Consider the following 24004-nt stretch of genomic DNA (forward strand, 5'->3'; position numbering starts at 1 on the left):
GACCTTAAACGCCAAGCTAAGAGCTCGTAACAGGATCTTGTAGAGGTGTCCTGGTCGGGCGTGACCGATGTGATGATCCGGCCGTTCGTGTCGTGTGACGACTCGGCCGTGGATCGTGGATGACGACTTGTGGATGCGGATCGAACCGCTGCTGCCACCTTGGCCGGAGCGGTCGCCAGGGCCGAGGCCGGTGCCGGACCGGCTGTGCCTGCAGGGCATCTTGTACGTCCTGCACCAGGACATCTCCTGGCAACTTCTAACCTCTGGAGCTGGGGTTCGGCTCCGGACAGGCCTGCTGGCGGCGCCTGGACCGCTGGCAACAGGCCGGGGTCTTCGAGCGGTTGCACCGCCTGGCTTGACCCGACTGCGCCAGCACGCCGCTGCCCTCGCCCGCGAACCCCTGCCCGCCTTCTGTGACGAACTCCTCGCCGGACTCCTCACCGAACGCTACCCCGACGACGTCGCCCTCCTACCCTGCCTCTTCACCCACCCGGCCTCGCGGCGCTCCGGTCACCCGCAGCGACCACCCTGTGATTCATCGGCTGAGCACTGGACTCCATGACGCTGCCACGAAAGCCTTCAAGACGGTCTCCACCAAGGACTTCACCGCTGCTCAGCCCCGGCACGCTGCATAGCGATCGACCAAACGGGCACAAGGTGGTTACTGTCCAGGTATCGGGTACATGATCCCGCATGGAAGTCGGGCGTGGTCGCTCTTCGGATACGGACAACGGCAGCGGGAATGACAGCGCGGACACCTCCGCTGCGGGCGCGCCGAGCCCGGATGCCCTGCTGCCGAAGCTCAGTGACCGAGACCTGAAGACCCTGCGCTACGTCGGACGCGAGTGGGGGCAGGTGCTGGAGAGTCCCGAAGTGTGGCGATCCGTGCTGCCGGTGGATCCCAACCTCGGCGGCTACCCGGACGCCGTGCGCCCGAAGCGTTTCGGTCGCTTCGTACCCCTCACCGGCCTGCCCGCCGTCGAGGCAGAAGAGGAAGCTGAGGCCCCACCGTCGCCGCTCGGACGGGTCGGCCACCACGTCCGGCGGGTGCTGCTGGGCCCTCCGCTCGCGGGCACCGCAATCGCCGTCGAGCGGATGCGCAAACTAGTGGCCCTGCCGGTCCTGTCGGCGGACGCCCTCTCCTCGGTCGCCTACGGCCCCGAGGCAATGCTGGCAGTGCTGGTACTCGGCGGCGCCGCCGGACTGCGCTACTCCCTGCCGATCGCCGCGGTCATCGCCTTCATGATGCTCGCCGTCGGCGTCTCCTACCGCCAGACGATCCGCGCCTACCCGCACGGCGGCGGCTCGTACATCGTGGCCAGCGACAATCTCGGACGGGTGCCAGGTGTGATCGCCGCCGCCGGCCTGATGATCGACTACATCATGACCGTCGCCGTCTCGATCGCCTCGGGGGTCGAGGCGATCACCTCAGCGCTGCCCGCACTCGCCCCGAGCGCGGTGGTGATCGGTGTGGCGGTGATCGTCGTCCTGCTGGTGGGGAACCTGCGCGGAGTACGCCAGGCGGGTGCCGCCTTCGCGGCACCCACGTACGCGTTCATCATCGCGGTCTTCACGCTTGTGGCCGTGGGGATGGCCGACGCGGCCGGCCGCGGATTCCAGCCCATGCCGACGCCCCGGCTTCCGGTCACGGAAGGAGTCACCCTGCTGCTGGTCCTGCGGGCCTTCACCTCCGGATCCACGGCCATGACCGGTATCGAGGCGATCTCCAACGCCGTACCGGCATTCCGCCCGACGGAGTGGCGCAATGCCCGTACGACGCTGACCTGGATGGTCACCGTGCTGATCATCCTGTTCGGCGGCACGGTCGCGCTGGTCCACCTCGACGGGTTGGTGCCGCACGGCAACGAGACCGTCCTCTCCCAACTCGCTCGCCGTACCTTCGGCCCCGGAGTCATGTACGGCTATGTACAGGCGGCGACGGCCGCCATCCTGCTGCTGGCCGCCAACACCGCCTTCAACGATTTTCCCCGCGTGCTGTTCCTGCTGGCACGCAGCGGCCACGCACCGCGCCTGTTCCTGCGCGTCGGCGACCGGCTCGCCTTCAGCAACGGAGTCCTGGCCCTGGCGCTGGCCGCGATCGCAATCTTCGTCGGGTTCGCCGGCAACACGCAGTCCCTGATCCCGCTGTACGCCGTCGGGGTGTTCCTGGCGTTCACCCTGTCGCAGGCCGGCATGGTGGTGCACTGGCTGCGCCACCGCGTTCAGGCCCACTGGCGCAAGAGCCTGGTCTTCAACGCCACCGGCGGCCTGCTGTCCGCCGTCGTCTTCGTCACCGCAGGCATCACCAAATTCACCGAGGGCGCATGGGTCGCCGTCCTCGTGATCGGACTCCTCGTCCTGCTTGCCCTGCGCATCCGCCGCCACTACGACCTCTGCACCCAGGCCCTCGCCCTGCGCCCCCACGTCATCGAACTGCCCCGACAGTCGGCACCGGGTTCCAGACCGCAAGTGCGGCCGACTGCCATGCCCCCTATGGCAGCGGACACCGAGACGGAGGAACTAGAGGAAGTCGAGAGTGAGGAATGCCCGGAGGAGGTCAACCACCTGGTCATCGTGCCCATCGCCCGGCTCGACCTCGCCGGCATGCGCGCCCTGGCATACGCGGCCTCCCTCGGACAACCTCTCCTGGCCCTGCATCTCAGCCCGACCGAGACCGAGGCGGAACGCTTCCGCGGCTACTGGACGGCTTGGGGCGACCACCTCCCGCTCGAGGTCGTCGTCTCACCCCACCGCGCGATCGTCGCCCCGCTGGTCCACTACATCGAGACCCTGCACCACCAGCGACCCGATCTCACGCTGACCGTGATCCTCCCCGAGATCGTCGTGCGTCGCTGGTGGCAACGCGTCCTCCACAACCAGACCGCCCCCCGACTGCGGCGGGCTCTGCGACCACTGCCGAAGATCGTCATCACGACCATCCCGTTCCACCTGCCCAGATAGGCGAGCCGCCAGAAGGACAGGAAACCGCCGTAATGGCAGCCTGGCTACAGGGAGCAGGCGGGCTATCCCCCAGCCCGCACGACTCCGCCCCGCGCGGACGAAGCCAACAGCCACAGGCGTGTTGGTGTCTGCCTGATCCGAAGCGTGCGTGAGGGTATTCAACATGCCCGGAATGGAACCGCAGTCGGCCAGGCCGAAGCGTCGCGAGGACGGGGCCCTTGACAAAAGAGCTGTGCGGGAGGCCCTCGTCTCGTTGACGGCCTTGCTGGGCGTGGTGGTCGTCAACCCCGCCGGTCAGGAGATCGGCCATTTGCTGGATGTGATCTGCCGGTGGAGCGGCCAACGGTACCCGGCGGTGTCCGGGCTGGTGGTCAAGGTCGGCCACCGGGCCGCCTATGTGCCGGTCGCGGCGGTCGCGGACCTGGCCGCCGACGGCGTGCGGCTGAACTCGGCCCGGCTGGACCTGCGGGACTTTCAGGTGCGCGACGGCGAGGTACGCCTCGCCCACGATGTACTGGACCACCAGCTGGTGGACGTCGACGGGGTCCGCGTGATCCGCGCCTCGGACCTGTACCTGGCCCGCGTGGACGGAACCTGGCACCTGGTGGGCGCAGAGGTCGGGCTCAAGGTCCTGCTGCGCCGCATCGGACCGCGTCGCCTGCACCGGCGGCCTGCACCGGAGAAAGTGCTGGACTGGGCCGCTATCCAGGCGCTGGGCGGCCCGGAGCGCGAGGGCACCGCAGCGAGGCAGGTGCGGCTGCGCGCCCCGAACTCCGCCCTGAAGACCTTGCGTCCGGCGGAGCTGGCCGACCTGTTGGAGGACCTGGGCCGCGGACCGCGCAGCGAGCTGCTTCAGATGGTCGAGACCGGCAAGGCCGCGGACGCGCTGGAGGAGATGCACGCCGCCGACCTCGAGGCGCTGCTGCGCGAGGCCCCCACCGCACAGGCCGCTCGGCTGTTGGAGGAGATGGAGCCCGACGAAGCCAGTGAGGCGCTGCGCGACGTGCCCGAACAGGAGCGGGAGCGGTTGCTGGGCGCGATGCGCCCCCAGCAGGCTGACCGGCTGCGCAGGCTGCTGGGCTACGCCGAGGGCACGGCCGGTGCGCTGATGACGTCCCTGCTGGTCACCGCCACCGCCGACCGGTCGGTGGCAGACGTGGTGGCCGAGCTGCGCGGGCAGGCCGAGCACGCCGCCGACCTGGACGCCGTGTGCGTCCTCGACGGTGACGGCGCGCTGGTGGACGACGTGCCGGTGGTGCGGCTGCTGCTCGCCGAACCCGGCACCCGGCTGGCTGAACTCGTCCAAGAGCCGGCCCCGGTGACCGTCGCCCCGGACGCGCCGCTGAGCGAGGTGATCGAGCGGCTGACCGACACCCGCCGCCATTCCGTCGTGGTCGTCGACGACCAGCACCGTCCCGTCGGCCGGATCCTCGCCGACGACCTGGTCGACGCCCTCGTACCCGAACGCGGCCGCTTCCGTGTCTTCCGCCTCGTTCCCTGATGCGAAGCCGCGCGCCTCGTTGTTGCCCACATATCCGAGAGGAAAGGCCACGGTCATGGAGCGGAACTCCACCACGGCACCCGCCGCCCCCGACGTACCCGCCACGGCTGCGCCGGACCGGCCCGCGCCGCGCTGGAGGCGCCGCCTGGTCACTGCCCTGGCCGTCGCCGGTCCCGGCCTGATCGCCGCCAACGCGGGCAATGACGCGGGCGGGATCGCCACCTATGCCTCGGCCGGAGCCCAGTACGGCTACCGCACGCTGTTCTTCATGCTCCTGGTCACCGTCGCGCTGGTGGTCGTGCAGGAGATGTGCGCCCGGCTCGGCGCTTACACCGGTGTCGGGCTCGGCGGCCTGATCCGCGAGCAGTTCTCCGTCCGTGTCTCCGCCTTCGCCCTGCTATGCCTGATCATCGCCAACCTGGGCCTGGTGGTCTCCGAGTTCGCCGGCATCGGCGCCGCCCTCGAACTTCTCGGCGCCTCCCGCTATATGGCGGTACCGATCGCTGCGGCGGGACTGTGGGCGCTGGTGGTCTTCGGCTCCTACCGGTACGCGGAGAAGATCTTCCTGGTGCTGTCGCTGGCGTTCTTCACCTACCCTCTCGCCGCCGTCCTGGCCCACCCGGACTGGGGTGAGGCCGGAGCCCAGCTGGCCTGGCCGCACTTCATCGCCAGCAAGGACTTCCTGCTGCTCGGGGTCGCGCTGATCGGCACCACGATCACCCCGTACATGCAGTTCTACGTCGCCGCTGCCGTCGCCGACCGCGGTATCGGCCCCGCCGAATACCCGCGGGAGAAGACCGACACCGTCGCCGGATCGATCTTCGCCAACGCCATCAGCATGTTCATCATCATCGCCACGGCCGCCGCGATCGCCACTCGGGCACCGCTGGACTCCGCGGCGCAGGCCGCCTCGGCGCTGAAGCCGGTGGCGGGCCGCTTCGCCGCACAGCTCTTCGGCCTCGGGCTCCTCGGCGCCTCGGCACTGGCCGCCGCCGTGGTCCCGCTGTCCACGTCCTACGCCGTCGCGGAAGCAGTCGGTGTGGAAAGCTCCGTCTCCCGCCGTTTTCGCGAAGCCCCTTTGTTTCTCGGGCTGTTCTCGGCACAGATCCTCATCGGCGCCGCCATCGCCTTGATCCCCGGCAACCTGATCCAGCTTCTGGTGCGGGCCCAGGTCGTCAACGGTCTGATCACCCCCATCCTGCTCACCTACGTCCTCACCCTGGCCAACCGCCGCAGCGTCCTGGGCGCAGCCGCCAACGGCCCCCTCTTCCGCGCCGTGGCCTCCGTGTGCGTGTCCGTCATCGCCCTGCTGTCGGCCGTCGTTCTGCTCCAGACCCTGCTGGGCTGGCTCGGCATGGGCTGACCAAGGTGCGTCCCACCCGCACGGTCCACGCTCTGGCCGCGAAGGTCGAAGTAGTTCTGCAGGAATCGGGAGATAGATCTCGCGCTGATCACCGACACTCGGGCGACATCGGTCGACCGACGCGAAAGCGGGTGCCGACGGCACTTCAGCCATCGACACCCCCCTGATCTGCCGCCGCACGCAGCGACGGTCACAGATCGGCGCCGACTCCTGCGGTCGCTGCCTCCTTCTCCTCCCGCTTCTCGGCGATCAGGGCCTCTGAGGTGAGGAACAGGCCAGCGATGGACGCCGCGTTGTGCAGGGCGGAGCGAGTGACCTTCACGGGGTCGATGATCCCAGTGGCGAGCATGTCGACCCACTCGCCGGTCGCGGCGTCCAGGCCGTGGTCGACGGGCAGGGTGCGGACCTTCTCCACCACGACTCCACCCTCCAGGCCGGCGTTGCGGGCGATCTGCTTGAGCGGGGCGGTCACCGCGCGGCGCGCCTCCTCCTCATAGGCGATGATCTTGGCAGTCACTGTTGTGAATCCTCCGCATCGATGCCTGGGTCGACAATGGCGGAGCAGAGTGACGTCCGCGACGTTTCGCCCGTGCGACCACGCGCTTCACTCAGGGCCGCGCGAGCACGTCACCTGACCCAGCCAATTGGCACTCCCAGCGGGAGTGTGCCAATTTTTCGTGGAACACTTCCGCCCGCCCGGAGCAAGCGGGAGGCAGTGACCAGTCCGGCGGCCTGCGGGTGCGCCGAACAGGTGCCGCCGGGAGTCAGCTGGGGCAAAGGAAGACTGGCGGGCACACAAGGATCAAACACTTGGTGTGAGCTGCGACATTGCCATCGAACGCGACGAGCCGTCACCCTGAGGCGCATAACGGACGTCAAGGAAAGCAGCTCCTCATGGCCGATCATGTGCACGTGCGACTCAGTCAGGGGCTGAGCGTGTCCGAAGCCGGGGAACTGATCGAGCACTCCCATTGCCGCTGCGGAGCCACCTTCACCAAAGTGTTCACCGCCAACGACGGGGAGCCGGAACGGCCACCCAGCTGCTGACTCGTAACCCCGGCGGACGCACCCCGCCAGTGCCCCACCGTTCCCAGGCGGCTCCACCGACGAGCACCAGGGCCGCTTGGAAAGGCACCCTCGGCGGCACGTTCAGCGCGGACGGCAACTGGTTCCACTCACCAAACCCACGACGCCCGGCTGTTCCATGGACGGCGACAGACCTCGGGGTGACTCGAGGCCTATCGGGCTGGCTCGTTGGTCAGCTGCCCAGTTCCTTGCGGTCGCCGCGGCCGCTTAAGCCGGTGGGTGCTCCGCCGAGCAGGAGATCGCGCAGGACGGCATGGAGTCGGTTGAGGACGCGGGTGCGCTCGTGGACCAGGTCGTCGCGCCGCTCAGTCAGCAACCGCAGGATTGTAGTCTGGTCTTCCTGGACCACGAGGCGCAGGTCCTAGCGGAAGAGGGCGACCTGAGCGACGTGGAGGGCGTCCTTGGCATCGGTCTTGCGGTCTCCGCCAGTAGCGAGCAGCCGAGCCCGGGCCGACAGGGTGGAGGGCACGTCGACCACGTTCTCGCCCACGGCGGCCAGCTGCTGGGCGAGCGAGCGGCCCAGGCCGCCGGCGCCCTCGACCGCGAAACGACGGTCGGGCCACTGCTCACACCAGCGCATCAACTGGCGGAAGGTGCCGGAGTTCACCACGAACCGGCGCTGGGCCACCTGGTGGCCGGCGACGTCGACGGCGACGGCGGTGTGGGACGACTTGTGGGGCTCGACACCGATTAGGATCACAGACTGCTGCCCTCGCACTCGATGAGACAGGACGGGGAGTGCGGTGGGCACCCTGACTTGAAGTCACTGCGTCACCTTCATGCCTCTGTCGAGCCACACCGCGCGGGTGTGGCCGGCGGCGGCACGCTATCAGTGAGCCAGCCCGAGGGCGGCAAGGAGCACTGCGGGCCCGTGCCGACCGACACCCTGGACGCTACGGCTGCAGACCGAGCATCTGGGGTCGATTCAACAAGTCAGGAGCACGGCAAAGGCCCTGATTGAGGGGTGCCCACCGGCCGGTCCCGACACCAATCGACGGCGAGAGGACCCGGCTGATGGTGGTCTTTGGAATCGATGCACACAAGCGGAATCACACTGCGGTTGCCGTGGATGACCGCGGCCGCAAGCTCGGCGAGCGCACTACCGGGACCACCAGCGGCGATCACCTGCGCCTGCTGACCTGGGCGAAGCGATGGGGCGACGACCGGCTCTGGGCCATCGAGGACTGCAGGCAGTTGTCCCGTCGTCTGGCACGGGACCTACTGGCCGCCGGTGAGCGGATCGTTCGAGTTCCTCCCAAACTCATGGCCAACTGCCGCAGCTCAGCACGCACCTACGGCAAGTCCAACCCGATCGACGCCCTCGCCGTGGCCCGAGCCGCACTGCGCGAACCGGACCTGCCCACCGCCAGCCTGGACGGCGACACCCGCGAGCTACGGCTGCTGGTCGACCACCGCGACGACCTGGTCGCCGAACGCACCCGCGCCATCAACCGGCTCCGCTGGCACCTGCACGAACTGGACCCGACCCTGGACCCGCCGGCCCGCTGCCTGATCCCCGCCAAGCATCTCAACACCCTCACGGCACGACTGGCGGAGGCGGACGGCACGGTTGCACGGCTGGCTCGACACCTACTGGAGCGGTGCCGCTACCTCACCCTCGAGATCCGCTCCCTGGAAGAAGAAATCCAGGTACTGGTCAGTGAGGCAGCCCCCAGTCTTATGAACATCCCAGGCTGCGGTGCACTGAACGCAGCAAAAATCCTCGGTGAGACCGCCGGCATCGCACGCTTCCGCAGCAAGAGCGCCTACGCCCGCCACAACGGCACCGCACCGTTACCCGTGTGGTCAGGCAACCGCGAGCGTCACCGACTCGCGCGAACTGGCAACCGACAACTCAACGCAGCCCTGCACCGCATCGCGATCACGCAGGCCCACTATCATCCCGATGCTCGCGCCTACCTGCAGCGACGCAAGGAAGCCGGCAACACCAGCACCGAAGCGATACGAGCCCTGCGACGGCGGCTCTCCGACGTCGTCTACCGAGCCCTTCTCAGCGACGCCCACATCCTCAACGACCGCTCCTCTCTCCAACAAGCAGCCTGATTGACATAGGAGCAAGAGGACGCAACCACAGACCCACCCACGGCGGTTCACTGACTTCCCGGGCTTGGCATAAAGCCTGATCGGACGAGGAGAGGAAGGACGTGGTTCCGTACCGCTGGAGCGAGCATTGGTGCGTGCTCGTCGCTGCGGTTGATCCATCGCAGGTCAGCCAACTCGGCGGCTGGCCGAGGGATCTGGTCGATCTCGGCCCTGAAAACCGTCATATGCATCGGCACGCCTTCGATCGCGGCGACATCCTCGACGTCGCCCAACAGGGTGAGACTGGTGGGAGTCACACCGAGCTCTTCATCGAGTTCACGGATGAGTGTCTCCTCGGCGCTCTCCCCCGCTTCGGGTTTGCCACCAGGCAGATAGAAGATCTCTGGAGCGACCTTCTTACTGACCACGAGCAGCCGCCCCTGCTCTACGATTGCCGCTGCCACCACGGTGATCGTCGACTGCTGACCACCGTTGGTGTCCACCACGTCACATCTTTCATGCAGCACGCGCGCAATTCTGTCAGACATGGATCGGCCGGACAGGGCCTGAAGGACCGAGGAAAGTCATCGTGGGCCAAGCGCCCTGGCCAATCCCTCGACCAGGCTGGCGAGGTTGTGCCCACTGGAGAAGACATCGATGTGGGGCAGTGCGGCCTGCATTCCGCGTACGAGCGGCTCGTACGCCGGGTCCTCATTGAGGGGGTTGAGCCACACCACTCGGTGGGCGAGGCGGGACAGCCGCAGCATCTGCTGTCCGAGCAGCTCCGGGTCACCGAACTCGAGCCCGTCCGAGCAGACGACCACCCACGCCCCTCGGGCGAGACCGCCGTGGCCGTATCCGTCGAGGAAGCGCTTGAGGGACTCGCCGATACGCGTGCCACCGTCCCAGTCGACGACTTCCTCGGCGGCCCGTCGCAGCGCTTCATCCGGCGTGCCCTGCGCCAGCTCGCGCGTCACGCGCGTGAGCCGGGTACCGAAGCAGAACACCTCCCATCCCCGCTGCGCTCGCACTCCGGCGTGGGCGAAGAAGAGCAGTGCGCGCGAGTAGGCCGCCATCGAACCGGAGACATCGAGGAGGAGGACGACCCTGCGGGGGCGGAGCCTGCGCACACGCCACGCACGGCGTACCGGCTCCGCTCCGGTACGGAAGGAGGCCCGCAGAGTGCGCTGGAAGTCGGGTGACCCCTTGCGGGCGGCCCGGTACCGCCGGGAACGCCGGGTGGCCACCGGCAGGCGCGCGCCGACCGCGAACAACGCGTGGAGCTCGTCCTCGGTGCAGTCGGCGAAGGACTTCTTTCGCAGCAGCTCGACGTGGCTGGCCATGGCCACCTGTTGGTCGGCGTCCTCATCGGACGGGTCGGCCAGCCCCGCGGTGTGCGCGGTCCGCATGACGGCTGGAGCGTCCCGCTGCGGTTCGGGCATGGACATGGACTCGTGGCCGCTGAAGAAGGCCCGGAAGACGCGGTCATAGACAGCGATTTCTTCCCGATCGCTGACCAGCGTGGCCCGGCCTGCCCAGTAGAGCTCTCCGAGTTCGGCCGCAGCGCGGCAGAAGTCGATGATCTGGCCGGTGCCCACGGCCAAGCCCTCCGCACGCAACACCCTGCAGAAACGGGTGGCGAGCTCTACCGGGTCACTCACTGAGGAGCTCGTGAAGTCGCGGTTCGACCAGGCGCATGTCGTCCTGGTTCTTGATGGCCCAGCCGAGCGTCAGGCGACCCTCTTCACTGGTGACGGCCTCAGCTCCGAGCAGCGCAAGCGCATTGGCCCAGTCGATCGCTTCCGCGCTGCCCGGCCGCTTGATCAGGTCGAGCTCGCGCAGGCGCGAGATGGCGGTGACGACGGAGCGAGCAAGTGGCTCCGACACGTTCGGGGCCCGCAGCCGCACGATCTCCGCCTCCCGCTCGAGCTCCGGGAACTCGATCCACTGGTACATGCACCGCCGTTTGAGCGCGTCGTGCAGTTCCCTGGTGCGGTTGGAAGTGAGGATCACCGCGGGCGGTGACACCGCCCGGATCGTGCCCAGTTCGGGAACGGTCACGGTGAAGTCGGAGAGCACCTCCAGCAGGAAGGCCTCGAACTCGTCGTCGGCCCGATCGATTTCGTCGATCAACAGTACGACCCGCTTCTCGGCCCGAATGGCCTGGAGCAACGGTCTGGCGAGCAGGAAGTCCGGGCCGTACAGCTGCCGTACCCGGTCCGCGGCATCGACCTCGCCGTCCTGCAGGGCGCGGGCGAACAACAACTGACGTCCGTAGTCCCACTCATAGAGCGCCTGAGAGGCGTCGATGCCCTCGTAGCACTGCAGGCGGATGAGCTCGGTATCGAGGACACCGGCGAGTGTCTTGGCGATTTCAGTCTTACCGACCCCGGCCTCCCCCTCGAGCAACAGTGGCCGGCCCATCTTGAGGGAGAGCAGGATCGCGGTAGCCAAGCCACGCCCCGCCAGGTAGTTGCGTCCGCGCAGGACCTCCTGCACTTCGTCGACGGTGTCGAACGGAATACCGGACGGCCCGCCGCCCTGGTGCTGCTCGATGCTCATCGCTGCCCCTCCGGCTGATGCCGGGGTTGCCGTGACCTCGGCCTCGGCAACCCCGGCACCGACTTTGCTCGAATGCAATTGCTGTGCAACTCGCCGCGTTCTCCGGCTAACCGATCTTGCCCATCAGCCGCAGCACGTAGTCGGGCGTGATCGGCAGCTTCTCGATGCGGGCTCCGAACGGGGCGAGAGCGTCCGCCACCGCATTGGCCAGGGCGGCGGGAGCGGCGATCTGGCCGCCTTCGCCCATACCCTTGATACCGCCCACGGTGAAGGGAGACGGCGTCTCGATGCTGATCACCTCGATCGGCGGGACATCGGAGAAGGTGGGCACCAGGTAGTCCATGTAGGTCGTGGTGAGCGGCTGGCCCTCGTCGCTGTAGATCAGGTGCTCGAGCATCGCGCCGCCGAGTCCCTGGACGATGGCCCCGTGCACCTGCGCTTCCACGATCATGGGGTTGATCACCATGCCGCAGTCCTCGACCGCGACGATGCGGTCCAGGGTGACCACGCCGGTGTCGGCGTCCACCTCGCACAGCGCCACGACGCAGCCGTTGGCGTAGTTGGCCGGCGGGTCATAGAACCGGGTGGCCGACAGCAACGGTTCGCTGTTGCGCACCTCGGAGTCCCAGTGCGCGGCGTAGGCCACATCGGCCAGGGTCTTGAACCGCGACGGGGTGCCCGCGACGGAGACCTTCCCGTCCTCGATCACCAGGTCCTCCGGGCTGGCCTCGAGCATCTTCCCGGCCACCTGCAGGATCTGCTCGCGGACGTCCGCGGCGGCCCTGGCCACGGTGGCACCGCCGATGACCGCGCTGCGGCTGGCGTAGGTGCCGAGGCCGTACGGCGTGTTCGAGGTGTCGCCGTGCAGGAGCACGACGTCCTTGATGTCCACCCCGAGGCCGTCGGCGGCGATCTGGGCGAGCGAGGTCTCGTGTCCCTGGCCGTGGCTGGACACGCTGACCGCGACGGTCACCTTGCCCGACGGATCGACGGTGACGGTGGCGTTGTCGTGCGACGGGAGCGGCGTTCCGGCCTGGGCCGAGGATTCGCTGCCCCACGCGGTCTGCTCCACATAGGAGCTGATGCCCAGACCGATGTAGCGGCCCTGCTGGCGCAGTTCCTCCTGCCTCTGGCGGAACGCCTGGTAGTCCACGGCCTCAAGGGCCTTGTCGAGAGACTCCAGGTAGCTGCCGCTGTCGTAGACCTGACCGGTGCACGAGAGGTACGGCAGCTCGTCGGAGCGCAGCATGTTGCGGCGGCGGAACTCCGCCGGGTCGATGCCGAGGCCGCGCGCGGCCTCGTCGAAGAGGAGCTCCCGCGCGGTGTTCGCGGCGGTCCAGCCCACTCCGCGGTACGCCGCGACGGGGCTCTTGTTGGTCAGGAAGGCGCCGACCTCCTCCCGGTAGTTCTCGATCCGGTAGGGGCCGGGCAGCGCCTTCGCGGCCAGTGCCGGCTCGATCAGCGCGCTCTCGGTGTTGAAGGAGTAGCCGCCGCCGTCACCGACGAACTCTCCGCGGACACCGAGTATCTTGCCGTCGTTGGTGACGGCGACCTCGAGATTGATAGACTGCTGCTTGGAGTGCGTGGCCGCGATGAGGTGCTCGTGCCGGTCCTCGATCCACTTGACCGGACGCCCGAGCTGGGTCGCGATGAACGGAATGGCGATCTCTTCGGGGACCGTGCACATCTTCATGCCGAACCCGCCGCCGACCTCAGGTGCGATCACCCGGACCTTGTTCTCGGGCAGACCGAGCTGGCCGGCGATCACCGAGCGCAGGAAGTGCGGCATCTGGGTCGACGACCAGACGGTGAGCTGCTGGTCGGCCCGGTCGTAGTCGGCCAGCACACCCCTGGTCTCCATGGGCGCCGCCATGTAGCGGTTGTGCTCGAACGGGGTGCTGAACACGCGGTCGGCCTTGGCGAACGCCTCGTCGACCTCGCCGTGCGTGATCGCCTCACGGTAGATCTCGTTCGTGCCGAGTTCCTCGAACAGCAGCGCGGCGTCCGACGCACCGGAGGCCGCCACATTCGGCACCGGCGGCAGCTCCTCGTATTCGACGACGGAGCTGAGCAGCTCAGCCGCGTCTTCCGCCGCGTAGCGGTCCGCTGCGAGGACGATCGCCACCGCGTCGCCGACGAACCGGACCTTGCCGATGGCGATGACCGGCTGGGGAGTCCTCAGGAGGTTGTCGAGCGCGACGTGGTCGATCAGCGGCGGCACATCGCGCAGGTCCTCGCCCGTGAAGGCGAACACGGTCTTGCCGAGCCCTGGCAGCACGGACTTGTCGATGGAGACGATGCGGGCGTGCGGGTGGGGGGAGCGGACGTACACGGCGTGCAGCATCCGGGGCAGTTCGAGGTCCGCCACGTAGCGGGCCGCGCCCGTCAGATACCGCGGGTCCTCAAGACGCCTGGCCGGCTTTCCGATCCACTTCCCCTTACGGATCGCGCGGTTGTCGCTTCCCCATTTTCGGATCGCCTGTTCCCTGAGGTCCAACGTTTCAGACATGTGAGCTCTTCCTCTCGCCGGAAGGTGTTGCCGTCGCCCTGCTCTGCACCGGGGGAATTACGGCCATGAAAACCGGACTTCCTACTTCGCCGCCTTCGCGGCTGCCGCGGTCGACTTGATGATGTTCTGGTAGCCGGTGCACCGGCAGAGGTTTCCGTTCATCCCCTCGCAGATCTGCTCCCGAGTGGGCTCCGGGTTCTCGGCGAGGAAGGCGTGCGCGGTCATCAGCATCCCGGGCGTGCAGTATCCGCACTGCAGGCCATGGTTTTCCGCGAAAGCCTTCTGGATGTGGTCGAGTTCGCCGTCCGAGGCGAGTCCCTCGACGGTGGTGATTTCTGGTCCCTGGGCCTGGACGGCGAACATCAGGCAGGCCCGGATGGCACGGCCGTCGACCAGGACGGTGCACGCCCCGCAGACGCCGTGTTCGCAACCGAGTTTGGTGCCGGTGAGGCCGAGATCGTCACGGAGAACGTCAGCAAGTGTCTTCCGCGGCTCGACCAGCAGCTGGTGCGGAATTCCGTTGACATTCAGCTCCACGATTTGCTTCGAGCTCATTGCCATGGTGCTTCTCCTTCGCCTTGGTCGGACATCGCGAGCGGGCTGTGCGCCGTGCCCGAGGTGGTCACGCGGGAGATCCCGCTCGTTCGAGTGACCGGGTGACGGCCCGCCGCGTCAGCAGTCCCGCGACGTGGCGCCGGTAGTCCGCGCTGGCGTGGATGTCGTCGGTCGGCCGCACCGCGGCCGAGGCTTCGATCGCCGCACGTTCGAGGAGGTCACCGCCGATGTCACTGGCCTTCGCGCCAGTGATCAACTGCTCGGCGGCGGTCATCCGAAGCGGGGTGGCACCCCCGCCGAAAATGGTGATCCGCGCCCTGCTCACGGTGTCACCCTCGAGCGAGACGAGGGCCACCACGCCGAGGATGGCGAAGTCGCCATGGCGCCGGGCGACCTCCTCGAAGTACCACCCGGTCCGCCCGCTCGGAATGTCGAACTTCACCTGAGTGACAATCTCGTTGGGTTCGAGCGCGGTGGTGAGGTAGGACTCGAAGAAGTCGTCCGAGCCGATGGTGCGGGTTCCCGCGGCACTGTGGGCGGTCACCTCACCGCCGACGGTCAGGAAAACCGCCGGCATTTCGGCGGCGGGATCCGCGTGGCAGATGCTCCCGACGACCGTGCCGCGGTTGCGGATTTGCGAGTGGCCGACATGGGAAAGAGCCTCCCGCACCACGGGTAGCACCGAGTGGAGCTGGTCGGAGCGCTCCACGACGTACTGTCGTGTCCCCGCACCGATCGCCACATGATCCGGTTGGACACGGATGTGGTCCAGACTCTCGATGGAGTTGATATCCACGAGGTTGTCAGGAGCGGCCAGCCGGAGATTCAGCACGGGAACAAGGCTCTGGCCTCCAGCCAGCACCTTCGAGCCGTCCGGGTCGGAATCGAGGATGCCGACTGCCTCATCGATCGTTCGGCAGGCGTGGTACTTGAACGGAGGTGGCTTCATGGGTGGTGGTCTCCCAGGTTGCGAGCGCTCGGATTCGGAAGCTTTCAGGCGAGCTCACTTACATCACTCGACAGGGGCCCGCCGCACCGGATTGAGCTGATGACCTGCGAGATTAGTGGCCCGGCGACATTGCATCTTTAGGCGTTCAGCCGAAGCTGGGAAGGCCACTTGTCTGATCTGCACAAGGCGTTCCCCCTGCCGGTCATGAGCGACGTCACTACGCAAGGCACGTTGCAAAGTCCCCCGAACGGTGCACTCGGGGGTCTTTGGGTGTGTTTGCTGCGGTTTGCCCTTAGTTATCCAGTCGTGCCGGCCCGGTCCTGCAGCTGTTCAGCTGCCCGCAGTACGGCCCGGACGATCTTCTGGTAGCCCGTGCAGCGGCACAGGTTTCCGCCCAGTGCCAGCCGGACCTCGTCCTCGTCGCACGACGGGTTGGCGTCCAACAGGGCCTTGGCGGACATCACGATGCCCGGTGTGCAGAAGCCGCACTGCACACCGCCCTCCTCCAGCAGCGCCTGCTGGATCGAGTGCGGGCAGGAGGGCTCCGACACACCTTCGATGGTCGTGATCTCCCGCCCGTCGGTCTGCAGGGCGAGATAGGAGCAGGAGTTCACCGGCCGCCCGTCCACGAGCACCATGCATGCGCCGCACTCGGAGTCGTCGCACCCCTCCTTCGGCCCGGTCAGGCCGATATCCTCCCGCAACACGTTCAGCAGCGATCGGTGCGGCTCGACGTCCACGGACGTTTCGACGCCGTTGACCCTCACATTCAGCGGATACTTCATCCTGTACTCCCGGCGGTGACCGTGGGCAGATTGCGGTTGGCAGGGACGGCGATGTCGGTGCCCGCGGCGCGCGCGGCGGCAACCGCCAGCGCCCGGCTCACGACGACCGAGATCATCGCCCGGCGGTACCGGGCGCTCGCCCGCACGTCGGTGATGGGCTGTACGGCCCCGGTCGCGAGTGCCGCCGCGTCGCGGAAGGAGGCGCCGTCCGGCCGGAGTCCGCGCAAGAGGTCTTCGGCCTCGCGTGCCCGCACGCACGTGGGTGCTGCCGCGCTCAGTGCGACACGGCAGTCGGCCACCCGGCCGTCGTCCCCGAGTGTGACCAGCGCGGCGGCGCCGACGACCGCGATCTCCATCGCGCGCCGGTGTTCCAGACGGACATACGCACTCCCCGTCGCGGGGGGCAGATCCGGCAGGCGCACGGAGGTGAGCAGTTCGTCGGGCTCTGCCGTGGTGCGGCCGGCTCCGGCCAGCAGATCCGCGACCGGCACGGTGCGAGTCCCGCGAAGGCTCAGCAGTTCGACGTCGGCCTCGAAGACGAGGAGCGGGGCACCGGTGTCCATGGCGGGCGAGGCGTTCATCAGGTTGCCGCCCAGTGTGCCGTTGGCTCTGGTGGCAGGTGAGCCGACCAGGGCGGACGCGTCGGCCAGCGCGGACCAATGGGAGCCGATCAGAGGTGATCGTTCGATCCACGCGTGCGACGTCAGGGCTCCCAGGCGCACACCGTCTTCGTTCTCCACCAGGGAAGCCAGGTCGGTCGCGCCGTGGATGGCGATCAGCACCTCGGGCATCCGGTGTTTGCCGCCTCTGGCGGCAACGACCAGGTCGGTGCCTCCCGCGACCACGCGCGCGCCCCCGTGCTCAGCCAGCAGCGCGGCGGCCTCCGCCGCGGTGGTGGGCGCGAAATAGCGGCTCATGCCAGCTCTCCTTCTTGCTCGTGAAGTGCCGTCCACACTCGTTCGGCCGTCATGGGCAGGGCGCGGACCCGGGTGCCGGCCGCTGCCGCGACGGCGTTGCCGATCGCCGCGGCGGTGCCGACGACGGGCGGTTCGCCCACCGCCTTCGCACCGTGCGGTCCCCCGTGGTCGACGGGGTCCTCGAGCAACTCGACGTTGACTCGGGGAGCGTCAGCGGCGGTGATCAGCTTGTAGCCGAGCAGGCCGGGGTTGAGCTGGCGGCCGCCGTCGTACTGGCTGCCCTCCAGCACCGCCATGCCGATGGACTGGATCACCCCTCCCTCGACCTGGCCCTGAGCGCCGAGCGGATTGAGGATGCGGCCGAACTCGTGCACGGCGGTCACTTCGGGCACCGAGACGGTGCCCGTTTCCTCATCGACGCGGACCCTGGCGATGTGGCAGAAGAAGGAGGGCGCGAGGAAGGCGGAGTACCCGAGCCGGCCCCCACAACCGCTCAGGTCGTGCTCGGGCAGTGATGGCGGGTTGCCCGAACCGCTGCCGATCAGCAGGGACGATGTCTGCGACGCCGCCGCAACGCTCGCGATCGGCAGCGCCTTGGACGGAACGCCGCGGACGCGGGCAGCGCCGTCGACGAGTTCAAGGTCCTCCTCAGCGGCCTCCAGCATCTCGGCCGCCTTGCGCAGGAGCTTTGTGCGGACCTCTCCGGCGGCCTCGATCACCGCCCGTCCGTTGTTGAACGTGGTCTGGCTGCCGGCGCTGCCAAGGTCGAAAGGTCCGGACTCGGTGTCCTGGTAGACGATCGAGAACTGGTCGGGCCGCATGCCGAGTTCCTCGGCGGCGAGCGTGGCCAGGCCCATCACGGAGCCGCTGCCGTTCTCCTGCGCGCCGGTGACGATCGTGCCCGTTCCATCGGCGTTGAGCTTCACGTACGCACCGGAGCTCGCGGGCAGGCTGAACCACCAGCCCACCGCGATCCCCAGGGCCTCGCCGGGAGCGAAGTCCTTGCCGGGCCACCCGGCGATCTCCGCCGCGCGCTCCAGGCACTCCTTCGCACTTGAGCTGATGAACCGCTGACCGGTCTGACCTGTGTCTCCGGCCTGGACAAGGTTGCGGCGGCGGAACTCCAGCGGATCCAGTCCCACGCGCCTGGCGAGTTCGTCGGTGTGCTGCTCCACCGCCCAGCAGGTCTCCGGCCCGCCGGGGGCGCGGACGCTGCCAGCCGGGGTCCGGTTGGTGTAGACGGTGTGCACCTCGGCGTGGAGGTTCGGCACCCGGTAGGGCCCGGCCACCATCATCAGGCCGATCTCCGTCGTGAACAGTGCGTCTCCGCAGTACGCGCCGGAGTTCAGCAATATCCGCGCGCGCCGCGCGGTGATGGTCCCGTCCGCCTTGACGCCAGTGGTCAGCTCGATCTTCGACGCGTGTCGCACCTTGTCCGTTGCGACGAACTCCTCGCGGCGCGTGAAGACGAGCCGGACCGGTCGCCGGGCCTGCCTGGCCAGCAGTGCCACATGGGCCTCGAAGTGGAAGTCGCACTTCCCGCCGAATCCTCCGCCGAGGTGCGGAACCACGAGCCGTACGTTGCTCTGCGGTATCTGCAGCGTCTCCGCCACGCCGGCGCGGGCCGGGAACGGCACCTGGCTTGTGCTCCAGATCGTGACCTTGTCACCTTGCCACTGCGCGACGACGGCATGCGGCTCGATCGGGACGGCGTGTGCCATGTCGCTCTGGTAGGTCTCGGTCAGAATGTGGTCCGCTTCGGCGAATCCTGCCTCTACATCCCCCTTGACCGATGTCATATGGCCGCAGTCGTTCGGGCCCCGTTCCACGCCGTTCTGCGTCTGGTAGCTCTTCCAGTCCGGGTGCACCAGCGGCGAGGAACTCTTGAGAGCCTCCTCGACGTCGAGGATCGGGTCGAGATCCTCATAGACCACGCGGATCGCCGCGCAGGCGGCCTCGGCCTGCTCCGGGGTCTCGGCCGCGACGGCGGCCACGATCTCGCCCTCGAACCGGACCACCTCATGGGCGAACAGCGTCCGGTCCTTGACGAACATGCCATAGCGCACCATCGGGGCATCGGCCTGGGTGACCACGGCGTGTACCCCGCGCATGGCGCGCGCCGCAGTGATGTCGATGTCCACGATCCGGGCGCGCGCCCGTTCGGCGTACAAGAACTTGGCATGCAGCAGGCCGGTGAACGCCAAGTCAGCGGTGTACCGGGCTTGACCGGTCACTTTCTCCAGCCCGTCCCCTCGGACGAACTTCTGGCCGATGAGCGAGGTCATGCCAAGTGCCTCCTGGCTCGTTCTGCGCTTCCTGATGACTTTGGGGTGAAGGTCACGGGAGGTCCGACCGCCCGAGCCCTGATCCGGACCGCGGGGTCGCGGAGGTATGTCAGCGGGATCTCCTCGACGTCGACGACCCGTACATGTGCCGGGTCGGCACCGGCTTGGATGGCCCGCCCCACGGCTTCTGTCGAGACCTCGTCCACGGCCGCCCGAAGCCGGTCGGGACGGCTCGCGCAGATCCGCTCGGCGTGCCCGCTGACCGGGGCGATGGCGGCGCCGAGTGCGTTCGCGACCTCGAAGTGCGGTGGCCGGATGACTTCGCGGACGCCGGGGAAGCTGTCCGGTGCGATGTCGCCGCCTCCGCCGACCACGATCAGGGGGAGATCGTCGGCCCCCAGCCGGACCCGGTCGACGGCTTCGGCGAGCAACCCGTCCCACAGCTCCAAGTGCTGGGCCAGTCCGGCGTGCCATTTGGCCGGGACGGGGCAGGTGCCCGTCGTGGCGCGCCCGGCGGCGACGGCCGCATCCGTGATGGTGGGTGTCGGTCCGCCGAAACAGAGCGCTTCAGTGACCAGTGAGTTGCCGACGTTCATCCGGCCGTTCGCCCACTGCTCTGCTGCGCCCAGGACGACGGAGCCACCGCCGACCGGGATACTGAGCACGTCCGGCAACCGGAAGTTGGTGTCGACACCGCCTATCGAATTGGGCGGCAGCGATTCCCAGGGAAAGCCGTTGACCAGCCGTCCGACCGCGGTCGTCGCGCCTCCGATGTCGGCAACGATGGCGTCGGTGACTCCGCTGCTGTGCGCACCACCACGCATGCCGTTCGCCGGGCCGCTGCCGATGGTGAGCATCGGGAACCGCAGCGAGTACTCCAGTGCCATGAGGGTGCCGTCGTTCTGGGTGATGTAGCACTCCGCCTCAAGGCCGGTCCGCTCGACCGCGGTCTGGAACGAGCGCCCGACCTCGGCTGCTACGCCGGAGAGGGCAGCGTTGAGCACGGTGGCGTTCTCCCGCTCCACCAGCCCCATGACGCCGATCTCGTGACTCATCGAGACGGGGACGTCCCCCAGTTTCCGGCGCATGATCTCAGCTGCCCGCAGCTCGTCCGCCGGGTTCACCAGGGAGAACACGGACGTGATGGCGACTGCAGCGGCACCGGAGCCGACCGCGGACGCGAACGCGACAATCCCCGCCTCGTCAAGGGCCGCGAGCGGTTCGCCGTCGAACTCGCATCCGCCGGCGACCGTCGCGCTGCCGGCGTGAACTGCGCTGCGCAGCTCCGGCGGCCAGGCCACCAGCGGCGGTATCGCGAAAGTGAGCGGGGCGCCGATGCGCAGGACGGCGACGCGGCGCAGGCCCGAGGCGGTTCGGATCGCGTTCGTCGCGCGTCTGGCACCCAGCGTTGCGCAGCGGACCCGCATGGGATCGACGGCCGGATCCTCGAGCAACCGCGCGATCCCCTGTTCGACGTCGCCGCACAAGTCGTCCGTGGTCGGGATCTTGACCTTGGCGACCAGCATCCCCGCCGAATCGACGACCACCGCATCGGTGTTGGTGCCGCCTACGTCGACGCCCAGGCGCAGCTCTTCAGTGGTCGGCACCCGTGACTCCCCGTACATAATCCATGTCGTATCCGAACGACCTCGGACCGACCACTTGCAGGCCCTCTTCGGTTCGCCACACGTCGGGTCCGGGGAGGGCCACGACTCCGACCCGCTGCCCGTGGCGCAACCGCTCGGTACCCACCGGGTGGCCGTCCGCGAGGGTGAGCATGGCGATGATGTCCGGGACCGTGACCAGCACCTCGCCGTCCTCGAGAGCGACCAGCACCTCGTTCTGCAGCTCCAGGCGCAGTCGCCGCCCAGAGCAGGCGCCGGTGCCGTCGACGACCGCATGACCGCGGCTGAATCCGGCGCCTGTCCGCCGCTCGATCTCGGTGACCCGTCCCTTGATCAGGACACGGCCGGCGGTTTCGTCAGCCAGGGCTTCCGGCCATCCGCTTCGGCGTTTTGTCATCATCTGACCGATCCGGAGTGCCTTGGAGACGGATCCACGGATCGCGGCCTTGGCGGCAGAACGGGCGGTCATCGTGTACAGGGCTCCGGCGCAGGTCCCACCGAACGTGGCGGCACAACTGCGGACGAGGCGTTCGGCATCCCGATTCCCGGCCGCATTGACGACGATCACATTGCCCCGGCCATCGGTCAGCAGGACCGGACTCGCGGCAATGCCGGCGATATGCATCGCCTGCTGCTGCATCTCGGGGAACGCCCGTCCCATGCCGTCGGCGTCGAGCAGTGGCTTCCCCTGCCGGGATGCCCACATCACCGGCAGCAGGCCGTTCACCCCGGCGATCTCATAGCACATCAACGCGCTGACCGGGGAGTGGGTGCTGCCTTCGACAGCAGCCACCAGTTGCGCGCCCTCCTCGCCGCTCCACACCCGCTCCTGGGCGACCGTGGGTGAGCCGATCAGCCCGCAGGGCATGATCAGGGCCTCGGGATCCAGCGCGTCGGGATCGATGATCTCGACCGGCCCGCTTTCGGCGATGGCGTGGCGGGCCATGACGAGCCCGATGCCGGGGTCTCCGCCGCCGCCGGCGCTCAGGATCGCGCAGCCCAGCGCGAACGCCTCGATGTTTGCCGTGTCCAACACCACGGCATCGAACCTAGGGCTCTCACATTCCCGGGTTCATTGACGTCGGGCACAAAACGCTTCTATGTTTTCGTGCACTTCGCCGAGGGAGAGTCGTATGACGATGCTCGCCGACCTGAAGGACGCGCCCGGGCTGCGGCTCGAATGCGTGGCCCGTGGCGCCGACGATCCGGACGTTGAATGCGTCTTTGTAGCTGAGCGGCTGCTCGACTTGCAGAACGCGCCCTCAAAGTCCGTCGCAGTCCTTGGCTCACACGTCTGCGCGGCCGTGGACGGCTACCAGTTTGACATCGCGTTGCGTATGGCCGTGGCTCGAGGCGTGGCCGCTCTCGTCCTCTCCGAGCCCAGCACGCCCCCGTTGACCTCCACCTCCGTGGAAACCGCACGCCGGTTCGGGATCGCCATTCTTCGCCAGACGGATCCGGTGAACCTGGCGGACCTCGTCACCACTCTCGATGCCGGACTGCGCGGGTCGGCGGAGCTGGCCCTGCGCCGGGCGGTCGAGGCCTTCCAGCGGACCACCGCCATGGCCCCGGATCCCGCGGCGATGGTCGAAGACGTCGCCAAGGCAGCAGCTGCGGAGATAGTCGTCAGATCGGAGCCGGATGGCGAACTCTCGTATCCGGTCGAGGTGGACGGCGAACCGGACCGGTGGGTCGTCGTCCGAGACGCCTCGGCCCGGTCTCGCCCCGAGCTTGTACTGGTCGGCAGGCTGCTCGCGGACACCCTGGCGCTCGCGGCGGACGCCGCCCGCCGTGCCGAGGAGCTGCCGATCCGGTCCCGTGCCGAGCTGCTGTCCGAGATTCTGGACAGTTCGGAGCATGGCCGCTCGGAGCTGCTGCGGCGGGCACGAGCCATGGGCCTGACGATCGACGGCTGGCATGTCGTGGTGCGAATCGAGCACGACAACGCCGAGGAGCTGTGGCGGGAGGAGGTCGCCGGGTTCGAGGCACGCCAACTGCTCGGCCGGACAGTCCTGGACGCCGTCCGGTCCACCGGCGGCACCTGGCACCTGGCCTGGACGGAACGCTCAGTGCTGGTCATCCGCATGTGCCGCAACGATCCAGGGCCCTCCGCCGGAGCCCATGCCACGAAGTCGGCGAACCAGGCGTTGCAGGAGGCGATACGCCGGTTCCCCGATGCGGTGCTGTACTGCGGCGTCGGCACCGCGCACTCGGGTTCGCTCGGGATGATCAACTCCGCCGCCGAAGCCAGAGCGGCCGTCGCCGCCTCCCGGACCCGCAACCGGCCGGGCGTCGCCATGGCCTTCGACAACCTGGGCCTGCGGCGCACACTCGTGGAGTGGTACGCCTCGCACACCGCGCGTAAAGCCATCGCCACAGTACTCGCACCGCTGGACCGGATGAGCAACAGCAAAGCCGAGGAGGCGATCAAGACGTTGCAGGTCTACCTCGACAACCACGGCTCGTTGTCGAAGACCGCGACAGCGCTGCATCTGCATCGCAACTCGGTTGCCTACCGGATTGAACGAATCTTCTCCGAACTCGACGTCGACCCGGACAACCCCGACGACTGGCTGCTTCTGCAGCTCGCCTGCCGAGCTCGCGGACTTGCCTGAGCCGCATGGCACAAGGGCGCACAGGACCACGGGCGTTACCGGCAGAGCACCACCACGTACACGATGACGCCCACGACGATCGCCCACGTCACCCGCGAAAACTTCAGTTTGAGGACGCGGGCGGCCACGTTCTCCAGGTTGGTGGTCGCAACGTAGAAATTGGCGGTATTGATCCTGGTTTGCCTGACCCAGACCAGGATGACCACTGTCAGGCCCATCACGTCGGCACGGTGGACGCCGGCCTCTTC

Annotated in this window: 19 protein-coding genes and 2 pseudogenes; 6 read left to right on the forward strand and 15 right to left on the reverse strand. The window is 68.2% G+C overall.

Translation table 11 applies throughout. From position 1 onward, the window contains the following. Positions 1–133 precede the first annotated feature (133 nt). From BZY54_RS53520 to BZY54_RS24405, 4 genes and pseudogenes are all read left to right on the forward strand, one after another. Positions 134–353: pseudogene (locus BZY54_RS53520) on the forward strand (transposase); the annotation flags it as partial. A gap of 340 nt (positions 354–693) precedes the next feature. Next, positions 694–2961, forward strand: a complete 2268-nt coding sequence (locus BZY54_RS24395; RefSeq protein WP_086727476.1) for an APC family permease — start codon at positions 694–696, stop codon at positions 2959–2961. A 232-nt stretch (positions 2962–3193) separates the two neighbouring features. Continuing rightward, on the forward strand, positions 3194–4462 hold the full coding sequence (locus tag BZY54_RS24400; RefSeq protein WP_208640742.1) for a magnesium transporter MgtE N-terminal domain-containing protein: 1269 nt from the start codon (positions 3194–3196) through the stop codon (positions 4460–4462). 55 nt (positions 4463–4517) lie between these two features. Then, positions 4518–5825 (forward strand): NRAMP family divalent metal transporter, encoded by a 1308-nt coding sequence (locus tag BZY54_RS24405; protein WP_086727478.1) that lies wholly within the window; start codon positions 4518–4520, stop codon positions 5823–5825. A 190-nt stretch (positions 5826–6015) separates the two neighbouring features. On the opposite strand, the pseudogene BZY54_RS24410 reads toward BZY54_RS24405, so the two are convergent. The 3 genes and pseudogenes from BZY54_RS24410 to BZY54_RS52320 all read right to left on the reverse strand — a co-directional run. Further along, a pseudogene (locus BZY54_RS24410) lies at positions 6016–6300 on the reverse strand (TCP-1/cpn60 chaperonin family protein); the annotation flags it as partial. A gap of 783 nt (positions 6301–7083) precedes the next feature. Next, on the reverse strand, positions 7084–7227 hold the full coding sequence (locus BZY54_RS52315) for a hypothetical protein (protein WP_208640743.1): 144 nt from the start codon (positions 7225–7227) through the stop codon (positions 7084–7086). A 45-nt stretch (positions 7228–7272) separates the two neighbouring features. Further along, entirely contained in the window at positions 7273–7611 is a 339-nt protein-coding gene (locus BZY54_RS52320; protein ID WP_208640744.1) for an IS110 family transposase, read from the reverse strand. Between the two features lie 314 nt (positions 7612–7925). Here BZY54_RS52320 and BZY54_RS24420 point away from each other — a divergent pair, with 314 nt between their 5' ends. Then, positions 7926–8975, forward strand: a complete 1050-nt coding sequence (locus BZY54_RS24420; RefSeq protein WP_086727480.1) for an IS110 family RNA-guided transposase — start codon at positions 7926–7928, stop codon at positions 8973–8975. Positions 8976–9022: 47 nt separating this feature from the next. Here the strand turns inward: BZY54_RS24420 and BZY54_RS24425 are convergent, their stop codons facing one another. From BZY54_RS24425 to BZY54_RS24475, 11 genes are all read right to left on the reverse strand, one after another. Continuing rightward, on the reverse strand, positions 9023–9460 hold the full coding sequence (locus tag BZY54_RS24425; protein WP_244217314.1) for an NUDIX hydrolase: 438 nt from the start codon (positions 9458–9460) through the stop codon (positions 9023–9025). 78 nt (positions 9461–9538) lie between these two features. Beyond that, the gene (locus tag BZY54_RS24430) at positions 9539–10615 is read right to left on the reverse strand and encodes a vWA domain-containing protein (protein WP_086727482.1); all 1077 of its coding nucleotides are present in this window, start codon (positions 10613–10615) and stop codon (positions 9539–9541) included. After that, positions 10608–11516, reverse strand: a complete 909-nt coding sequence (locus tag BZY54_RS24435; protein WP_086727483.1) for an AAA family ATPase — start codon at positions 11514–11516, stop codon at positions 10608–10610. The genes BZY54_RS24430 and BZY54_RS24435 overlap by 8 nt, the downstream gene beginning before the upstream one ends. A gap of 106 nt (positions 11517–11622) precedes the next feature. Beyond that, positions 11623–14025, reverse strand: a complete 2403-nt coding sequence (locus BZY54_RS24440; RefSeq protein WP_086727484.1) for a xanthine dehydrogenase family protein molybdopterin-binding subunit — start codon at positions 14023–14025, stop codon at positions 11623–11625. 81 nt (positions 14026–14106) lie between these two features. Then, complete coding sequence (locus BZY54_RS24445) at positions 14107–14580, reverse strand: (2Fe-2S)-binding protein (RefSeq protein WP_086727485.1); 474 nt, start codon at positions 14578–14580, stop codon at positions 14107–14109. 67 nt (positions 14581–14647) lie between these two features. Beyond that, a complete protein-coding gene (locus BZY54_RS24450; RefSeq protein WP_086727486.1) occupies positions 14648–15529 on the reverse strand; it encodes an FAD binding domain-containing protein in 882 nt (293 codons plus the stop codon). Positions 15530–15825: 296 nt separating this feature from the next. Further along, a complete protein-coding gene (locus BZY54_RS24455; protein WP_086727487.1) occupies positions 15826–16314 on the reverse strand; it encodes a (2Fe-2S)-binding protein in 489 nt (162 codons plus the stop codon). Then, positions 16311–17231 (reverse strand): FAD binding domain-containing protein, encoded by a 921-nt coding sequence (locus BZY54_RS24460; RefSeq protein WP_086727488.1) that lies wholly within the window; start codon positions 17229–17231, stop codon positions 16311–16313. Before BZY54_RS24460 ends, BZY54_RS24455 begins: the two co-directional genes overlap by 4 nt. Continuing rightward, positions 17228–19516: a xanthine dehydrogenase family protein molybdopterin-binding subunit gene (locus tag BZY54_RS24465; protein ID WP_086727489.1), complete on the reverse strand. Its 2289-nt coding sequence runs from the start codon at positions 19514–19516 to the stop codon at positions 17228–17230. The genes BZY54_RS24460 and BZY54_RS24465 overlap by 4 nt, the downstream gene beginning before the upstream one ends. Continuing rightward, the gene (locus BZY54_RS24470) at positions 19513–21123 is read right to left on the reverse strand and encodes a hydantoinase/oxoprolinase family protein (RefSeq protein WP_208640745.1); all 1611 of its coding nucleotides are present in this window, start codon (positions 21121–21123) and stop codon (positions 19513–19515) included. The genes BZY54_RS24465 and BZY54_RS24470 overlap by 4 nt, the downstream gene beginning before the upstream one ends. Continuing rightward, entirely contained in the window at positions 21110–22177 is a 1068-nt protein-coding gene (locus BZY54_RS24475; RefSeq protein WP_208640746.1) for a DUF917 domain-containing protein, read from the reverse strand. The genes BZY54_RS24470 and BZY54_RS24475 overlap by 14 nt, the downstream gene beginning before the upstream one ends. Before the next feature lie 97 nt (positions 22178–22274). On the opposite strand from BZY54_RS24475, the gene BZY54_RS24480 reads away from it, so the two are divergent. Continuing rightward, positions 22275–23756: a PucR family transcriptional regulator gene (locus tag BZY54_RS24480; RefSeq protein ID WP_107419797.1), complete on the forward strand. Its 1482-nt coding sequence runs from the start codon at positions 22275–22277 to the stop codon at positions 23754–23756. 35 nt (positions 23757–23791) lie between these two features. Here the strand turns inward: BZY54_RS24480 and BZY54_RS24485 are convergent, their stop codons facing one another. Further along, positions 23792–23977, reverse strand: a complete 186-nt coding sequence (locus BZY54_RS24485; RefSeq protein WP_143668107.1) for a hypothetical protein — start codon at positions 23975–23977, stop codon at positions 23792–23794. Positions 23978–24004 lie beyond the last annotated feature (27 nt).

It is taken from the genome of Streptomyces carpinensis (genome assembly GCF_002154505.1).
Classification (GTDB): domain Bacteria; phylum Actinomycetota; class Actinomycetes; order Streptomycetales; family Streptomycetaceae; genus Streptomyces; species Streptomyces carpinensis.

Excerpts from the sequence above, each read along its gene's own strand:
- BZY54_RS24440 (WP_086727484.1), bottom strand. The coding sequence starts at position 14,025 with ATGTCTGAAACGTTGGACCTCAGGGAACAGGCGATCCGAAAATGGGGA.
- BZY54_RS24455 (WP_086727487.1), bottom strand. The coding sequence starts at position 16,314 with ATGAAGTATCCGCTGAATGTGAGGGTCAACGGCGTCGAAACGTCCGTG.
- BZY54_RS24405 (WP_086727478.1), top strand. The coding sequence starts at position 4,518 with ATGGAGCGGAACTCCACCACGGCACCCGCCGCCCCCGACGTACCCGCC.
- BZY54_RS24435 (WP_086727483.1), bottom strand. The coding sequence starts at position 11,516 with ATGAGCATCGAGCAGCACCAGGGCGGCGGGCCGTCCGGTATTCCGTTC.
- BZY54_RS24480 (WP_107419797.1), top strand. The coding sequence starts at position 22,275 with ATGACGATGCTCGCCGACCTGAAGGACGCGCCCGGGCTGCGGCTCGAA.
- BZY54_RS24450 (WP_086727486.1), bottom strand. The coding sequence starts at position 15,529 with ATGAAGCCACCTCCGTTCAAGTACCACGCCTGCCGAACGATCGATGAG.
- BZY54_RS24465 (WP_086727489.1), bottom strand. The coding sequence starts at position 19,516 with ATGACCTCGCTCATCGGCCAGAAGTTCGTCCGAGGGGACGGGCTGGAG.
- BZY54_RS24395 (WP_086727476.1), top strand. The coding sequence starts at position 694 with ATGGAAGTCGGGCGTGGTCGCTCTTCGGATACGGACAACGGCAGCGGG.
- BZY54_RS24420 (WP_086727480.1), top strand. The coding sequence starts at position 7,926 with ATGGTGGTCTTTGGAATCGATGCACACAAGCGGAATCACACTGCGGTT.
- BZY54_RS24445 (WP_086727485.1), bottom strand. The coding sequence starts at position 14,580 with ATGAGCTCGAAGCAAATCGTGGAGCTGAATGTCAACGGAATTCCGCAC.
- BZY54_RS24460 (WP_086727488.1), bottom strand. The coding sequence starts at position 17,231 with ATGAGCCGCTATTTCGCGCCCACCACCGCGGCGGAGGCCGCCGCGCTG.